The organism is Veillonella parvula, assembly GCF_945949885.1.
Lineage (GTDB): Bacteria > Bacillota > Negativicutes > Veillonellales > Veillonellaceae > Veillonella > Veillonella parvula_B.
The window spans coordinates 31,802-48,855 of record NZ_CAMFFZ010000016.1 but is presented as its reverse complement, the minus strand read 5'-3'; the positions used below and the strand labels follow the sequence as shown (position 1 = coordinate 48,855).

The 17,054-nt window shown below is 40.6% G+C and carries 13 protein-coding genes; all 13 read left to right on the top strand.

Annotation, left to right across the window (positions count from 1 at the left end):
- Window positions 1–2,066: hemagglutinin repeat-containing protein (locus Q7O55_RS06280; RefSeq protein ID WP_303929270.1), on the top strand; the 2,066-nt coding region annotated here is incomplete at its 5' end.
- Window positions 2,067–2,078: 12 nt separating this feature from the next.
- Window positions 2,079–2,456 carry a hypothetical protein gene (locus Q7O55_RS06275; protein WP_303929268.1) on the top strand — a complete coding sequence of 126 codons (378 nt, stop codon included), beginning with the start codon at window positions 2,079–2,081 and terminating at the stop codon, window positions 2,454–2,456.
- A gap of 149 nt (window positions 2,457–2,605) precedes the next feature.
- Window positions 2,606–3,373 (top strand): M48 family metallopeptidase, encoded by a 768-nt coding sequence (locus Q7O55_RS06270; protein ID WP_369691712.1) that lies wholly within the window; start codon window positions 2,606–2,608, stop codon window positions 3,371–3,373.
- A gap of 12 nt (window positions 3,374–3,385) precedes the next feature.
- A complete protein-coding gene (locus tag Q7O55_RS06265) occupies window positions 3,386–6,793 on the top strand; it encodes a DNA polymerase III subunit alpha (RefSeq protein WP_303929265.1) in 3,408 nt (1,135 codons plus the stop codon).
- 170 nt (window positions 6,794–6,963) lie between these two features.
- A complete protein-coding gene (gene pyk, locus Q7O55_RS06260) occupies window positions 6,964–8,712 on the top strand; it encodes a pyruvate kinase (RefSeq protein ID WP_303929263.1) in 1,749 nt (582 codons plus the stop codon).
- Between the two features lie 35 nt (window positions 8,713–8,747).
- On the top strand, window positions 8,748–9,491 hold the full coding sequence (locus Q7O55_RS06255) for a Bax inhibitor-1/YccA family protein (protein ID WP_303929261.1): 744 nt from the start codon (window positions 8,748–8,750) through the stop codon (window positions 9,489–9,491).
- 13 nt (window positions 9,492–9,504) lie between these two features.
- Complete coding sequence (locus Q7O55_RS06250) at window positions 9,505–10,416, top strand: LysR family transcriptional regulator (protein ID WP_303929259.1); 912 nt, start codon at window positions 9,505–9,507, stop codon at window positions 10,414–10,416.
- Between the two features lie 394 nt (window positions 10,417–10,810).
- Window positions 10,811–12,214, top strand: coding sequence for a DASS family sodium-coupled anion symporter (locus Q7O55_RS06245; RefSeq protein ID WP_303929257.1), 1,404 nt, complete (start codon window positions 10,811–10,813; stop codon window positions 12,212–12,214).
- A 103-nt stretch (window positions 12,215–12,317) separates the two neighbouring features.
- Window positions 12,318–12,587, top strand: coding sequence for a citrate lyase acyl carrier protein (gene citD / locus Q7O55_RS06240; RefSeq protein ID WP_004696923.1), 270 nt, complete (start codon window positions 12,318–12,320; stop codon window positions 12,585–12,587).
- The gene (locus tag Q7O55_RS06235; RefSeq protein WP_303929255.1) at window positions 12,587–13,552 is read left to right on the top strand and encodes a CoA ester lyase; all 966 of its coding nucleotides are present in this window, start codon (window positions 12,587–12,589) and stop codon (window positions 13,550–13,552) included. The genes citD and Q7O55_RS06235 overlap by 1 nt, the downstream gene beginning before the upstream one ends.
- Window positions 13,542–15,089: a citrate lyase subunit alpha gene (citF, locus tag Q7O55_RS06230; protein WP_303929252.1), complete on the top strand. Its 1,548-nt coding sequence runs from the start codon at window positions 13,542–13,544 to the stop codon at window positions 15,087–15,089. The genes Q7O55_RS06235 and citF overlap by 11 nt, the downstream gene beginning before the upstream one ends.
- A gap of 249 nt (window positions 15,090–15,338) precedes the next feature.
- Window positions 15,339–15,845, top strand: a complete 507-nt coding sequence (locus tag Q7O55_RS06225; RefSeq protein ID WP_303929250.1) for a hypothetical protein — start codon at window positions 15,339–15,341, stop codon at window positions 15,843–15,845.
- Window positions 15,846–16,002: 157 nt separating this feature from the next.
- Window positions 16,003–16,878 (top strand): DUF4261 domain-containing protein, encoded by an 876-nt coding sequence (locus Q7O55_RS06220; RefSeq protein ID WP_303929248.1) that lies wholly within the window; start codon window positions 16,003–16,005, stop codon window positions 16,876–16,878.
- The last annotated feature ends 176 nt before the right edge of the window (window positions 16,879–17,054 follow it).

The following is a 17,054-nucleotide window of genomic DNA, read 5'->3' as shown; positions in this document are numbered from 1 at the left end:
GTGGTGCATTAGCTGATAGTGTAACGAATGCAACGCGAACTATTAAACAAGCTGGTGGCCGTGATGACAAACGTTTAGCAGCACTTGAACTTAACGAAGCTCGGAAACAGTTACAAGATGGATATGAAGCTGTAGATAGTGCTTTACATGGAGCCAAAATACGAGATGCAGTGACTGGTAAAGTTGAAAAAGTAGATGGTAAAGCTAAACGAGGTCCAAAAAATATTGATAATGCTATTAATTTATCTGTATCAATTGGTAACACATCACAGAAACAAGGTCAAACTGTAGATACCGCAACTTATAAGGGAGGCGCTGTTATTAGTGACAGCGATGTTCGTATAACAGCTCGTGATGCTAAGAAAAATGGTATTAGCCTTACTGGTGAAAACATATCTGCTCAATCTATTAGTTTGGCTAGCGCTAGCGATATTAATATAGAGGCTAGTAAGAATACAGTAGATGTGAAAAATGACTATAAGAGTTCTGGTTGGAGTGCAGGCGCGAGTATTAGTTTAACTGGTGGTGGACTTCTCGATATTAATGCGAGTGCTCATATGGCACGACAAAATGGAGATACCCATCAAGAAAGTTATGTGCCAACAAAAATTAAAGCTGCTAAATTAGTACAACTTAAGGCTAAACGAGATACGAATATTATTGGCTCTACTGTAGTGGGTAAAAAGGTAGAGGTAGATACAGGTCGTGATTTACATATTCAAAGTTTGCAAGATGTAGATAACTTTAAAGAACATAGTAAATCTGCTGGGTTCTCTGTTTCTTCTAAACCAACATTTAAGGATCCAACTGGCAGTATAAATGCTAGTGTAGGACGAATTGATAGCAAATGGAAAAGCGTAACTCAACAAGCTGGTATTCTTGCTGGAGAAGAAGGCTATGACATTAATGTAGGTAACAGTACTACATTAGAAGGTGCTCTAATTAAAAGTAACGCTCCGAAAGCTAAGAATAAATTGACTACAAAATCTCTAGAGATGAAAGATATCCAAAACGAAGCTGAATATACATATAGTAAGAATGGTATTGGCTATAACTACTATGGTAGTAAAAAGAAACTCGAAGAGATGAAGACCAAGGATAAAAAAGGCTATGATAAAATTTATAACAGTATTGGTCTCGTTCCAAACTTAGGTGTAGGCTCTAAAGGTAAAGCAAGCTCTACTACTCAATCTGCTATCTCTAATGGTATACTAACTGTAGATGGTAAAGAAATTGATACTAAAACTATCAATACGAATACCGAAAATACATTACATCAATTAGATAAGATTTTTGATAAAAAGAAAATTGAAGAACGTCAGGAGCTAGCACGTTTATTCTCTAAAAACGCATTTGAACAACTACATAACTGGCAACCAACAACCAAAGATGGTAAAGTAGCTAAATCTATTGCACATGGCATCATTGGTGAGGTCACAGCTCGTATGGCTGGTAATGCACCTGGTAGCGGATTTAAAGCTACTATGACTAATGAGATGTTAATTAGCGAAATTAATAAAGTGGCTAAACATGATCCAGCTGTAGCACAATGGTTGAGTGCTGCCGTAGGCGGAGTTGTTAATAAGGCTAGTGGTGAAAATATAAACGTAGGAGCGGGAGTTTCATCTTATGCGACTAAGTGGAATGAAAACGATAAAAGCATAGGTGAAATTTGGGCTGATAAGAGTTTTAATGTAGTTAATGTAGGACAAGCTGCTACTGCGGGAGCGTTAGATTTTAAATCCGGTGTTGGTGCCGGTTCAGTATTAAATGCAGGGGCTACAATTTTAGAAGATAGTAATCTTGATAAGTATTCAATGCGAGATGCTAGAGCACGTGTTTTAGAGGATATTGTAGCAGTTCCTACTTCTATTGGTGCCGGTGTGTATGCTTCTGAACTTGGCACGCCTGCAGCCGGTGTTGCTGTATCACATACTATTGATCAAGGTGTTAATGCTTATCAGGATGTTTATCATCCTCCTAAAAATGCAGAGGAAAGACAAGCAGATAATATTGCGTATACGGATGAAGTTATTCAAAATGGTTTTGATGGTTTAAAAGATTAGTGAGGAGGGATTATGAACGCTGGGCGTGTTTTATGTAGTATTTTAATTGGTATGTATGCAATATATATTATACGGAATAATACAATAACTATTGCAGGCGCAAATACTAAGAGAAGCCTTGTTCTTACGATGATACAATTATGTCAATTATTAATGATTGAACTAATGGTTATTTTTGGGGGGATAATTTTACATAGTTTTTCTATTTTTTCGTTGATACTTGCGGGCCTTCTTTGGATAGAAATGTTTGCACTAAAGCAAAATCTGAATGAATATTTTATGTGCCAAGAGGGGAAAAGTTATAGTATTAGTATTATAGGTAAAGGTCGAATTGCTGTGTCTGTAGGACAGAGTATCCTTTTAATCTTTCTTGGAATCTGGAGTTGGTAAAATTTAATAAGCGCTAAAGTTAATAATGTAATATTTTAGTATTTACAGCAGATAGTTGATTATCTTTAATCAGCTATCTGTTATTTTTTATTATTTTATCTATATCGAATAATTCCTATTAAAATCACCAGATTTCTACGTTTTTATGAGTGTTTTATGATAAAATAAAAAGTATGAATACTTCAACAACTAGGTCTATTACCTATAATGGCGACAGAATTGAATATGAGTTAACCATCAAGTGTGTGAAGAACATGAATATGCGCATCACGAGGGATGGTGTGATCCATGTGTCGGCGAATGGGTATGTGCCGGATTATAGGGTGGACAAGTTTGTCATCGAGAATATGCCCTTCATTGAGCGGGCTCGTTACAAGATTGATGCATTGAATGCCAAGCGCGTCGATGCGTTGCAGTATGTGAATGGTGAAAGTTTATCCATCCTCGGCATTCCAGTTACGTTGCGCCTAGTTGAGCAGGATGGAAAGCCACATATCGGCTTCGATGGAAAAGCCATCCTTACCATGGTAGTACCTCGTGGTACGACCTTTGAAGCGAAGCATAAATTGATGCAGAGTTATTGGCGTAATTTAGGGGAGAAGGTTTTTGTCCATTGGGCGAAGGTCGTATATCAACGCTTTCACAAGCAAGGTATTGATGTGCCTATGCCAACCATAAAACAGCAGTGTATGAAGAGCCGTTGGGGTTCTTGTACCCCAGCAAAGCAGCTCATCAAGATGAATACCCGATTATTAGAGGGTCCACAGGCGTATATTGAGTACGTTATGGTTCATGAGTTTGCTCATTTTAAATATTTAGACCATTCCAAGAACTTTCACAATCTCGTGGCACAGTTTTTGCCAGATTGGAAGGCTCGTAAGAAGTCCTTGAACGTGTATTTTGCTCATCGCCCTTAAAGGAGGTGTACCATGCAGCCATTTGTACATTTACATAGTCATACAGAGTTTAGTTTGCTGGACGGCATCAGTCGTTTGCCTGACATGGTACGTCGTGCGAAGGAGTTAAATCAGCCGGCTCTTGCCATTACAGATCATGGCAATATGTACGCTGCTATTTATTTCTATAAAGAGTGTATGGCTCAAGGCATTAAGCCTATTATCGGTTGTGAGGTGTATGTAACGGAAAATAGCCGATTCGATCGTCCCGAAGGTCGCAGCCGTGAAAGATTAAAGCATCTCATCCTATTGGCTGAGACCATGGAAGGGTATCGTAATCTTGTTAAAATCGTATCGAAAGCATCTACGGAAGGCATGTTATATCGCCCACGTGCAGACCGCGATCTATTGCGTCAATATAGCAAGGGGATTATTGCCCTCAGTGCTTGTATTCAAGGAGAAATCCCTCAGTATATCTTGCAAGATAATATGGAGGGCGCGAAGCGTTCCATCGAATGGTATATTGAGACGTACGGTAAGGATAATTTCTTCTTAGAAATCCAAAATCACGGGTTACCAGAAGAAGCAAAGGCCCAAGAGGAGCTCATTAAGCTCAGCAAAGAGTATGGTCTTGGTATCGTAGCATCTAATGATTTCCATTATGTCTTAAAAGAGGATGCAGACGCTCAGGATATTAAGGTTTGTATTTCTACAGGCCGCCGTCGTGCCGAAGTGGACCGCTTAAAGTTCCCTAATGATGAGTTTTATTTGAAATCTGGGGATGAGATGGCTCAGTTGTTCTCTCATATTCCTGGGGCCATTGAAAACACATTAAAAATTGCAGACCGCTGTAACGTAGAATTCAACTTCGACGAACATCACTTGCCACACTTTGATGTACCAGAAGGGGAAACGTCTAAAACGTATTTACGTAAGGTTTGTGAACGAGAAATTCCACGCCTTTATGGTGAAACGTCTGAAGAGTTACAAAAGCGTCTCGACTATGAGTTAGATGTTATCGGTACGATGGGTTTTGAGGATTACTTCCTCATCGTGTGGGATTATGTGCGGTATGCCCGTGAGCACGATATCTTAGTAGGACCAGGCCGTGGTTCTGCGGCAGGTTCTGTAGTAGCGTACCTTTTAGGTATTACAGGTCTCGATCCACTAAAATACGATTTGCTCTTTGAACGATTCTTGAATCCAGAACGGGTAAGCATGCCCGATATCGATATTGACTTCTGCTATGAAAAGCGTGGTCAAGCCATCGAATATGTGACGAGAAAATACGGTCAAGCTCGTGTATCTCAGATTATTACCTTTGGTACAGAGGCAGCGCGCGCCGTTATTCGTGACGTAGGTCGTGTACTAGACTTGCCACTAGCCGAAGTAAACCGCATCGCTAAGATGATTCCTAACGAACTGGGGATTACCTTAGATAAGGCTCTACAAGGCAAAGAGTTAAAAGCTTTATACGAAGCCGATCCAAATGTTAAAGAGTTATTTGATTTTGGTAAAAAGCTAGAAGGCATAGCGCGAAATTCGTCCACTCATGCGGCGGGCGTTGTAATTTCTGCAGATCCTTTAGATGACCATGTACCGGTACAAAATGCCAACGATGAAGGCTTTGTAACGCAGTACGATAAGGACAATATCGAGGAGTTAGGCCTCTTAAAGATGGACTTCTTGGGCCTCCGTACCTTGACCGTTATGGGGGATGCCTTAAAGCTCATCAAGGCGAACCGTGGCATTGACCTCGACTTAGATGCTATCCCACTTGATGATAAGGCGGCTTGCGACCTCCTCACAAAGGGCGACACCTCTGGTGTATTCCAGCTCGAATCGGAAGGTATTACGAAGCTTGTAATGGATCTTAAGCCTGAGCATTTTGAGGACTTAATCCCGTTGGTAGCCTTGTACCGTCCAGGTCCATTAGGCTCTGGCATGGTGGCGGATTTTATCGATCGACGTCATGGTAAAAAAGAGGTTACCTACTTACATCCAATTTTGGAACCTATATTGAAAGATACCTTCGGGGTAATCTTATACCAAGAACAGGTTATGCAGATTGCCTCCGCCATGGGGGGATTCTCCCTTGGTCAAGCGGATTTGATGCGCCGTGCGATGGGTAAGAAAAAGGAATCTGTCTTAAAAGCACAGCGGGAGTCCTTTATTCAAGGCTCCGTAGCAAACGGTATTACCGAGTCCGTTGCGAATGAAGTATTCGACTTGCTCGTATACTTCGCTGGCTACGGCTTTAATAAATCACATAGTGCGGCGTATGCGTATATCGCGTACCAAACGGCGTATTTGAAAGCCCACTATTTCCCAGAGTTTATGGCCGCAACCATGACTAGTTTCATGCAGAATATGCAGAAATTGACTTATTATATCAATGCCTGCAAGAAGCACAATGTTAAGGTACTAGGCCCAGACATTAACTATTCTGAGCGCAGCTTCGCCGTGCAAGACGATGCTATTCGTTTCGGCCTTGGCGGCATCAAGAACGTAGGGGATAATGCCATCGATCGCTTGATTCGCGAGCGCAATGAGCATGGTCTGTATACGGATATCGTGGACTTCTGCAAACGGGTAGATAATCGAGTTGTGAATAAACGACTTCTTGAAAGTCTCATCCGTTGCGGCGCTATGGATGGTTTCCAGGAAAACCGGAATCAGTTGTTGCACATGTATGAAAGCGCACAAGCTGTTGGTGCTAAAGAGCAAAAAGATGCTGCTATGGGCACCATGAGTCTCTTTGGCGATATGGAAGAATCTGTCGATTTCATTCCTGTTCCCAATGTGGAGGATTTATCGGAAGACGATAAGTTAAAGGATGAAAAGGAATATACTGGCTTTTACATTACGGGGCATCCATTGCAAGGATATGCGAAGGAGTTGGAAGGCCTCTTTGAATTAGGGGCTCTCGTAGAAAATCCAGAGCAATACGATGGTCAAACCATTACCTTTGGGGGGCTCATTGAAAATAAATCTGACCGCATGACAAAGCGCAATGAGGTTATGTCCATTCTTCGCATCGAAGACTATTCTGGTGCGGCTAATGTAGTAGCATTCCCGAAGGTCTTTAGTCAAAGCCAACAATTCCTTGCGGTCGATATGATCGTTAAGGTAAAAGGCCGGGTTGATGCGGATGAAAAGGGTGTGCAAATTATTGCAGACCGTATTACTCCATTAAAGGTAAACTATAATCAGGCAAAACAGGTAGCAATCCATATTTATAGTCAATATGATACTCCAGAAAATAGTGAAGCCTTAAAACGTGTGCTAGTAAATACAGCAGGTTCCGTGCCAGCATCGTTATATTTACACCGTCAACGGAAACGCATTAATTTACCACCGAATATGTGCTTTGACCCTAGTGATGAATCCATCAAGGCTATTGAAGCTATTCTAGGCGAAGGCTCCGTAGAGGTACAGTAAACATATAAGATTAACACACGTGTGGCATGTAATAAGCATATACTTGATACAATAAGTGTATAAACGGTGTGGAAAAACATATGTTGCGTGGGGCATAGATAGCTTTCACCAACATTGATATAATAAGAAATGAACTATCCTATCTAGGGATTGCTTTCATAGGAGGGATTATGAAACGTACAAAAATTGTATGTACTGTAGGTCCAGGAACGGATAAATTTGGTATCTTGGAAGATATGATGCGGGCGGGCATGAACGTAGCTCGTTTTAACTTTTCCCACGGATCCCATGAAGAGCAAGCAGAACGCATGCAAATGGTGCGCGATGCGGCTATGATTGTGAATAAACCAATCGCATTATTGCTCGACACAAAAGGGCCTGAGGTTCGTCTTGGGTTATTTAAAGAGGGCAAGGTATTCCTCGAAGCAGGTCAACAATTTACGTTGACTACAGATGATGTGGAAGGTACAAAAGAGCTTAGCTCCGTGAACTACAAAGGTCTTGCAGGCGATGTGTCCGTAGGGGATAAAGTCCTCTTGGCTGATGGGCTTGTAACACTTATTATCGATGCTATCGAAGGTAATAATATCGTTACAACTGTTCAAAACAGCGGAGAAATCGGTAACCGCAAGCGCGTAGCCGTACCAGGTGTAGCACTAAGCTTGCCACCCGTATCTGAACAGGATGAAGCGGACTTGCGCTTTGGCTGTCAACAAGGGGTAGACTTTGTGGCCGCATCCTTTATGCAACGTGGCAAAGACATTGTAGCTATTCGCCGTATTCTTGAGTCTGAGAAAAAAGACATCAAGATTATCGCAAAAATTGAAAACGCAGAAGGCGTTAAAAATATCGATGAAATCTTGGAAGTAGCTGATGGCCTCATGGTTGCGCGTGGCGATCTCGGTGTAGAAATTCCTGCAGAAGAAGTGCCAGTACTTCAAAAGATGATGATTGAAAAATGTAATGACTTGGGGAAACCTGTTATTACGGCGACACAAATGCTCGAGTCTATGATTCAAAACCCACGTCCAACACGGGCGGAAGCAAGTGACGTAGCCAACGCCATTTTGGATGGTACCGATGCGATTATGTTGTCTGGCGAAACAGCCAATGGTTCCTATCCTGTAGAAGCTGTTGCAACCATGACTCGCATTGCAGAGGTAACGGAGAAGGCTGCAATTTATGATAGCTATAGCCGCGCTCGTGAGGATGAAGAAATGACTACCACAAGCGCCGTATGTTTGGCTAGCGTGCGCGTAGCTCAAAACCTCGGGGCCGCAGCTATTTTGACATGTACTGAATCTGGTCACACCGCACTTAGTGTGGCTCGTCATCGTCCAGATTGTAAAATCATCGCTGTTACACCTCATGAGGAAACTATCCGTCGCATGCAATTATGCTGGGGCGTAGAGGCTATTAAGGGGCATGAAATCATTAACTCCGATGAAATGGTTAAGCAAGCCATTACTGGTGCTCTTGGCACTGGCGCCATCGAGTCTGGTGACCTCGTAGTTGTTACTGCTGGTGTGCCATCTGGTGCCACAGGCACGACCAATATGATTCGCGTTCACATTGCAGGTCGAGTGCTCCTGTCTGGTAATGGTATTTTACGCAAATCCGTTACAGGTAATGTGTACATTGCGGCTAATCATAAGGGCAATTATGAAAGCTTTAAAGACGGCGATATCCTCGTGGTAGGTACAATGGAGCCTGAGTTGATGGTCATTGCCAAACGTGCTGGCGGTATCATCGCAGTAGAAGATGGTTATACATCGGACAGTGCTATCGCGGGCATTACGTATGGTATTCCTGTTATCTTAGGCGCTAAAAATGCCCATGAAGTGCTCCTCGAAGGTCAAGAAGTGACTATCGATGGAGAACGTGGTAAGGTATTTGCGGGCATTGCCAATGCTCGATAATCGCTATGAGTGATAATTAAATAAGGAGGAATAGTATGAATCCATATAATGTAACAGGACCTACTGCAGCTGAGGTTGCACAGGTTGAAAGTATCGTATCCCAACGATTAAAAGGCTCTTTCTTGTGGATGGTTGTAGGTTTGCTTACAACCATCGGTATTGGCTTTGCCGCATTAGCGAATCCAAACTGGTTACGTTTTGCGTATCAAAACTTTAATATCATTTTATTAGTAGAGCTTGGTGTGGTATTCCTATTTAGTGCTCGTGCATATTCTGCTAATATAATGACGTTACGTGGTATGTTCTTCCTCTATAGTGCTTTGAATGGTCTCACATTGACCTTGGTATCTTTGCGATATGATGTGTTTGATGTAGTTATTCCAGCCTTAGTAGGTACGTTAGCATTCTTTATTGGCTTTGCTGTGGTAGGGGCTACAACTAAGCGTAATTTATCATCCCTTACACCATATGTATTGGCTGCCTTAATTGGTATGATTATCGTATCTGTGGTCATGATGGGGGCCCGCTTCTTTAACTGGACTGTACTCAGTGGCTCTAGTGATACTGTTAGTTTAGTTCTAGGTTATGTAGGTGTTGTAGTATTCTCTATCTTTACAGCTATCGATGTGAACCGCATTAAAAATAATGTGACACAAGTGGCGCTCATGGAGGATGAAACAATTTTAGACCGCATTGAAATCACTGGTGCTTTGAGCCTATATTTAGATTTCATTAACTTATTCTTATCCTTATTACGCATCTTTGGTAATAAGCGATAACAAAGGAGTTTGTATGGACGATAGAGAATGGCAAACCTTTGTTACTGTTGTCGATGAAGGCAATATTACAAGGGCTGCAGAAAAATTATTTTTATCGCAACCAGCGTTGAGCTATCGGTTGCGCCATATAGAAAAAGCCTTGGGCCATTCTCTGTTGTTGCGAACTGCTGAAGGGATTGCCCTCACGGCACAAGGCGAAATTTTCTATGATTACTGCAAGCGAATGATGCAAGAACAAGAGGCCTTGGAGAATGCTATGAATTCCGCTTCTGGCAAGATTCAAGGGACATTGAAAATTGCGTCATCTATTAACTTTGCAGACTATGAACTACCAGCCTTATTGAGATCTTTCCGAGAACAATATCCAGATGTTCACATTCAAGTGAAGACTGCTTTCAGCCATCAAGTGGTAAAAATGTTTAATACCGGTGACTGTATGGTCGCCTTTGCTCGTGGTGGTTATGATGTGTCTGGCAAGTCTGAATTGTTACTAGCAGAACCATATTGTTTAGTATATAAAGAATTAGTGCCACCTGAATCCTTGGTAAAAGTACCATTCATTAAATATCAAACAGATGCATCGGTGGCAAATATTATCGAAACTTGGTGTGCAGAACATTTTGATGAGCCTCCAAGTGTGGCGATGGATGTAAACTCTATGAGTACTTGTCGCCATTTTGTTCGTGCTGGCCTTGGTTGGTCTATCTTGACCTATATGGGACTTGGATCTTGTAAGGATAAAGATATCTATGTGAGTCCATTGCGTAGCAAAGATGGTGAATACATCACCCGTGATACGAATATGGTGTACACAAAAGATGCGGAAAATTTGGTTGTAGTAAAAACGTTTATCGAATATGTTCGTCATTATTACAAAGAACATACCGTAGTGGATGACAGTATATTTAGAGAATATAAAGCATAGGACGCATTATAATAGAGTATATCTATGAGATTTTCTAACTGTTTATCCATGCTGTTTCAGCATTGGACTTTTTCGATATAATAACTCATAATATAGATTAAGATTAATATAGTACCATGTAAGTGCATGTATATCCCCTTTGGGGAGGTATACATGCATTTTTTTCATTTGAAACTACAATTCTATGCTTAAAATGCATAAAAAGTATGATTAGTAGATATAAAAGTTTTTATAACCCCTATAAAGGTAATCTATTATTCATATTTCTTTTAAACATATATAATGAGTGTAGACAAAAAATCCTAGAGTTCAATAGATGATAGTCGCGTATTAAGAATTTCTGGGGTAGTGTTAGGATGATATATATGCCTATGTTTTTAAGAAAGGAATAAACATGGAAAGATTCTTAAAACTAGCACTTATTGTGCTAATCCCTGTTATCCTCTGGTTTACAACTCCACCAGAAGGACTCACTGATACGGCGTGGCGCCTTTTAGGCTTCTACATTGCAGGTATCGTAGGTTTGATTTTAAAACCATACCCAATTCAAATTATTTTATTAGCTGTATTATCTGCATCTGCATTATTCTTAGACAATGCAAAAGATATCTTGGTAGGTTATGGCTCCACAGCATTGTGGATGATTATCGCTGCATTCTCCTTGAGCGTTGCATTTGGTAAAACTGGTCTTGGTCACCGCATTGCTTACCATTTGATTAATGCATTCGGTTCTACTGTATTACGTCTTGGTTATGTAACAGCACTTCTTGATTTAGTATTATCTCCAGCAACACCTTCTAATACAGCACGTGCAGCTGGTATCGTATATCCAATCAATTTATCCATTGCTGAATCCATCGGTTCTTATCCTGGTGATACTGCTAAACGCGGTGGTTCCTTCATCTTGATGAATGGCTATTTCGTAACAAAAATTACATCCTTCATGTTCTTAACAGCTATGGCTCCGAACGTGTTGGCATTAGACTTTGTTACTAAAATTACTGGTCTAAACATGACTTGGGCTGAATGGGCTTTGGCTTTAGCTCTTCCTGGTTTTGTAATGTTGATCTTCGTACCACTTGTAGGTTACTGGATCGATCGTCCTGAAGCAGTAAAAATTGACAATAAAAAATTAGCTGCTGACGGTCTTGCAGAATTAGGACCTATGAAAACGTCTGAAAAAATCTTGGCTGTTGTATTTATTTTTGCTCTTATCGGTTGGGCATTGCCTTCCATCGGTTTTGACTTGAGTCCAACAGCAGTAGCTTTAGTAGCTATGACTATTGTATTCTTTGCTGGTATCATCACTTGGGATGATATGGTTCAAACTAAAGCTGTTTGGAACACATTCATCTGGTTTGGTGCTATCCTTGGTTTATCCACTGCTTTGACAAAAGCTAAATTCTTTGCTTGGCTTGCAGCATACATGCAAGCAAACTTGGCACTTGATGTGTCTCCGCTCATCGTTGTATTGATTCTTTCTGGTATCAGCGTTGTAATTCGTTACTTGTTCGCTTCCAGTACTGCATACATTGCGTCTATGCTTCCAGTATTCTTAACTGTAGGTATGGCATCAGGTGTAGACCCAGCTATGTTTGGACTTGTATTGCTTGCAACAAATGCGTTTGGTGGTCTCGTAACTCACTACGGTGCATCCCCTGGTCCAATCATCTACTCTGCAGGTTATAACAACTTGAAAGATTGGTGGACTGCTGGTGCTATCTTAGCGGTATTGAGTTGGATTCTACTCTTCGTAGTAGGTATCCCTTGGTGGACTTTCATCGGTATGATTGGCTAATCATACAATCTTATAATCATTATTGTTTTAACAGCACGGACCAGACATTCGCGACACGTCTGGTCTTTGCCATTTGATATATTTATTAGTGAAAGGATGCAACATGGCACAATTAGTAAAAGCTGCACAAGCTGGCTTCGATGAAAAAAATGATGCATTAGTAACGGTTGAACCGATTGCTAGCGGTATCGAAATTGAATTAACATCCAAAGTTATCCGCCAATACGGCGACCAAATTAAATCCGTTATCTTGAACACAGTGAAAGAAGCTGGTTATGATGGCGTAAAAGTAATCGTACAAGATAAAAATGCTTGGGATTACACAATTAAAGCTCGCGTATTAGGTGCATTGGAAAGGGGGAGCAAAGCATAATGGCTAACGATAAAACATTCCTAGAAGTTAAAACAAACCCATTAACAGAGGCTGCTAAAAAACGCTTGTCTCGTTCCATGATGTTTGTACCGGGTAATACACCTAAAATGATTAACAGTGCAGATATTCACGGTGCTGACTCCATCATGATCGATATCGAAGATTCCGTGCCAATTACAGAAAAAGACACAGCTCGTCTTTTAACTGCAGAAGCATTGAAATCCCGTAAATTCCGTGCAGAAACAGTTGTTCGTATCAACCATCCTACACAAACTCCTTATGGCTATGACGATCTTGATGTCATCGTTCCAGCTAAACCTGATATGATTCGTTTACCTAAAACTGAAGATGTTTCTGAAGTTGAAATCGTAGCGAAGAAGATTGAAGAAGTGGAAAAAGCTAACGGTTGGCCGGAAGGTACAATCAACATTATCGTGGCTATTGAATCCGTCCGCGGCTTATATAATGTTCGTGAAATCTGCCATGGCCCTCGCGTAGTTGCTATCGCTCTTGGCGCTGAAGACTATCGTGCAGATCTTCGCACAGGTAAACATAAACCAGCTGTTGAATTGTTGTTCGCTCGTCAAACAATCCTTCATGCAGCGCGTGAAGCAGGTATCCGCGTAATCGATACTGTATTCTCCGACGTGAAAGACGCACAAGGCTTCCGCGAAGAAGTTGAATTCATTAAAGCTTTGGGCTATGATGGCAAATCTTGTATCCACCCAAGCCAAATCAAAATTATCCACGAAGTATTCACTCCTGACGAAAAAGAAATCGCTCATTCCGTTAAGGTATTGAACAGCTATGCAGATGCATTGCGCAACAATAAAGGCGTAATCTCCGTAGATGGTAAAATGATCGATGGTCCTATCGTAGTTCGTGCACAACGCGTAGTTGATAAAGCACGTGCAGCAGGCATTAAAGTTGAATTAGAGGAAGGAGCAGAATACGATGTTAAATAAAGTAGGTCGCGATATCCCGACAAATATCCCAGCACTAGAAGGTCGCGAAGTATATCAAGGTGAACTCGCTATTGAACCTAAAGCTCATCGCACAGGTAAACCTGTACATATGAGCCGTGTTGGTACTAATAAAGTACTTGCTTCCATCGATGAAGCAATCGAAAAAGCTGGCGTAAAAGATGGCATGACTTTGTCCTTCCATCATCATTTACGCAACGGCGACTATGTAATGAAAATGGTTATGGAACGCGTTCAAGCAAAAGGCATTAAAGATATTACAATTGCGTCTTCTTCCTTGTCCCCATGCCATGAATTCTTGGTAGAAATGATTCAAGACGGTACTGTAACAGCTATCGAAACATCTGGCTTGCGCGATCGTCTTGGTAAATTCTTAACTCAAAACCCAGGCGTATTGAAACGCCCTGTAGTGATTCGTTCCCATGGTGGCCGTGCTCGTGCTATCGAATCTGGCGAAGTTCATATCGACGTAGCTTTCATGGGTGCACCTACAGCTGATCCACGTGGTAATGCTACTGGTCGTATGGGTAAATCCGCATGTGGTGCACTTGGCTATGCTAAAGTTGACTCCCACTATGCAGACACAACTGTTATCATCACTGATAATTTGGTTGATTATGTACACAACTATGCAATCCCTCAAACTGATGTAGATTATGTTGTTGAGGTTGAAAGCATCGGTGATCCAGAAGGTATCGCTTCTGGTGCAGTAGGTTTCACTAAAAACCCTATCCAAATTAAAATTGCTGAACTAGCTGGTGAATTTCTTGATCAAGCAGGCATCATTAAAGATGGTTTCGTATTCCAATTGGGCGCTGGTGGTGCTCCATTGACAGTTGCAAAATTCATCGCTGAAAAACTTCGCAAACGCGGTGAAGTAGGTGGCTTCGCTATCGGTGGTGCTACTGGCATCTTGACTGGGATGCTTGAAGAAGGCTTGATTCGTGCCATTTACGATACTCAAACATTCGATACAACTGCAGCTGCATCTTTGGATAAAAACCCTGCACACATCGAAATGTCCGCTTCCATGTACGCTAACCCATGGACAGACTGTACTACAAACTACCTAGATGTAGTATTCCTTGGTGCTACTGAAATCGACCTTGATTTTAACGTAAACGTGATGACTGACTCCAACGGTGTATTGATGGGCGCTTCTGGCGGTCACTCCGATACAGCAGCAGGTGCTAAATGCACAGTTATTACTTGCCCATTAATCCGTGGCCGTTTGCCAATGATCCGTGACAAAGTTGCAACTGTAATTACACCAGGCTCCTCTGTTGACGTACTCGTTACTGAATATGGTATTGCAATCAACCCAGCTCGTACTGATTTGATTGAACGCTTCAAAGATAGCAACTTGCCTATCTACACAATTGAAGAATTACAACAATTAGCATTTGACTTAGTAGGTAAACCACAAGATATCCCTGTATCCGACAAAGACGAAGATATCGTGGCAATCGTAGAATACCGCGATGGTTCTATCCTTGACGTGGTTCGTAAACCTCTATAATTGACTAGGGCTTGGATTCCGGTAGAGTCCGTTTGGATTCCGCTGTCAACTCACGATCCCATGCTAATAAGTTAATACAAAGACCCGCTCCATGAGTTCGAGGACCATGGAGTGGGTCTTTTTGAATTTATGCGTTGTTTTATTATTAACTTTAAAGATAGAAATAAAGTCTAATGTGGCAAATATGGTACATGATTATAGTTATACTTTTACTATAAGAAGATTGGAGCCCTTTAGGAGGTAGTTTTTATGTATCGTTGTATTGCCAATTTAGAGATTGATCTAGATGGGTTAGGTGAGTTTTATAGTGAGCTAGACGAATATGAAATGCTAAGTATGTACCAAATAATATCAGCGTGGTTACAGGATGATTTAGATGGGCCTAATCCAGAAAATACGGTGTTTGGTGTATCAGAGTATGCCTTAAACTGGATATCTGTATTACCTGGAGATATTTCTTATCGTAACCTATTTGATATGGGAAGTTGCAAGGTCGGTAATCGTTATGAAAGTATTGATTATTTATATGCAAAATTTCTACAAACATTAGAGAATAGTAAACAGCTTGAACCTGAATATGAATCCCTATGTTTAAATCATATAAACGTGATGTCACAGCATATAGAAATAACTCTAACCTGTAGTCAAAATATAGACTTTATATTATTTATAAAACATTGGTTACGTAATTGTAGTACTTATAAACATCCGATATACTATAAAGTAAAGGATGTATATTATGTGAAATTTAGTTGATGCTCATATAGATAATATACATATTATTTCTCCGGATGAACTTTATAGTTGGGCGAAAGAAAAAATAGAAGGTAATAGCTTTTTAATCCCTGAGGGTATTGTAAAATGGTATAAATTAATACATTCATCAAAAAATAGTTAAAAATTAGGAGAGCGTATGAGCCAAGTATTTCAACAGGATTTGACTGACACTTCAGTTCGTCCCGGTGGTTTATTTTTTATCGAGTTATTGATGGCGGAGCATTGTGATATGCCTGACCGCGATACAATGGTAGAGGTACTCACAAAGCATTTAGGTCCTATCGATTGTTTTGATTACCGTCGTGATTCCGCAGGTTTTGCACCTCAGAATTATAAGGTCCATTACGAGGATACTGATGCAGATATTTCACCGATGTTAATGGTGACGGATTGTGAGAAAATCGATAAACCCGTATTAGATGATTTTGAACGTAGTCAGGTGTGGGATTGTCCTAATGTGGATGAGGTGTTAGCAGAGTGTCAATATAGGGTGTTTGCTACGGATATGTTAGCTTCTGGTTTAGAGGCCAAAGAACGTGCAGATATGCTTGTAAGATATGTAGATGCATTGCTAGAGTTATATCCGTCTTGTAAAGCCGTTGTATTTGGACCGTCTCATAAGCTTTTAAGTCGTGAATCGATAGAAAATCATTCAGATAAAGCGGTAACTCGTTTTATTTATTATGCTGTAAATGTGCGTTATTTTAGTATTCAAGGTACCAATGATATGATGGTAGATTCTGTGGGTATGAGTACATTATTTTTACCTGATTTACAGTATCACTTTCACGGTGTAGATCCTAATCATGTAGTATTTCATGCTTATAATGTGTTGAATTACATTTTCGAACATGATAATCCAATAGGTGATGGGGAAACCATTGCGGGGTTACAAAATGGCGAGATGAATCAGGATATTCAGTGGAAAGTACAATATGAGGATTCTCTAATTCAATCGGTTCGAGAGGTTCTAGATATTAATATGGGTGAATACGCGTCTGGAACTCGGTAGTATAATTTGGTAATTGTTATTAAATATGAAAGCACCTTATGTAGTGTTTATGATCTCTTAATAGAGATGTATTGACACTATATAAGGTGCTTTTATTTTCTATTTTTCATATAATTCCATTGACAGAGGACGTTTGTTCTTTTAAGATGGTAAAGTATGTAATATTTTAATAAGTA

What these genes read in the sequence shown, in the direction of transcription:
- Q7O55_RS06245 (WP_303929257.1), top strand. Translation starts at nt 10,811, where the DNA reads ATGGAAAGATTCTTAAAACTAGCACTTATTGTGCTAATCCCTGTTATC.
- pyk (WP_303929263.1), top strand. Translation starts at nt 6,964, where the DNA reads ATGAAACGTACAAAAATTGTATGTACTGTAGGTCCAGGAACGGATAAA.
- Q7O55_RS06235 (WP_303929255.1), top strand. Translation starts at nt 12,587, where the DNA reads ATGGCTAACGATAAAACATTCCTAGAAGTTAAAACAAACCCATTAACA.
- Q7O55_RS06225 (WP_303929250.1), top strand. Translation starts at nt 15,339, where the DNA reads ATGTATCGTTGTATTGCCAATTTAGAGATTGATCTAGATGGGTTAGGT.
- Q7O55_RS06220 (WP_303929248.1), top strand. Translation starts at nt 16,003, where the DNA reads ATGAGCCAAGTATTTCAACAGGATTTGACTGACACTTCAGTTCGTCCC.
- citD (WP_004696923.1), top strand. Translation starts at nt 12,318, where the DNA reads ATGGCACAATTAGTAAAAGCTGCACAAGCTGGCTTCGATGAAAAAAAT.
- Q7O55_RS06250 (WP_303929259.1), top strand. Translation starts at nt 9,505, where the DNA reads ATGGACGATAGAGAATGGCAAACCTTTGTTACTGTTGTCGATGAAGGC.
- Q7O55_RS06255 (WP_303929261.1), top strand. Translation starts at nt 8,748, where the DNA reads ATGAATCCATATAATGTAACAGGACCTACTGCAGCTGAGGTTGCACAG.
- Q7O55_RS06275 (WP_303929268.1), top strand. Translation starts at nt 2,079, where the DNA reads ATGAACGCTGGGCGTGTTTTATGTAGTATTTTAATTGGTATGTATGCA.
- citF (WP_303929252.1), top strand. Translation starts at nt 13,542, where the DNA reads ATGTTAAATAAAGTAGGTCGCGATATCCCGACAAATATCCCAGCACTA.
- Q7O55_RS06265 (WP_303929265.1), top strand. Translation starts at nt 3,386, where the DNA reads ATGCAGCCATTTGTACATTTACATAGTCATACAGAGTTTAGTTTGCTG.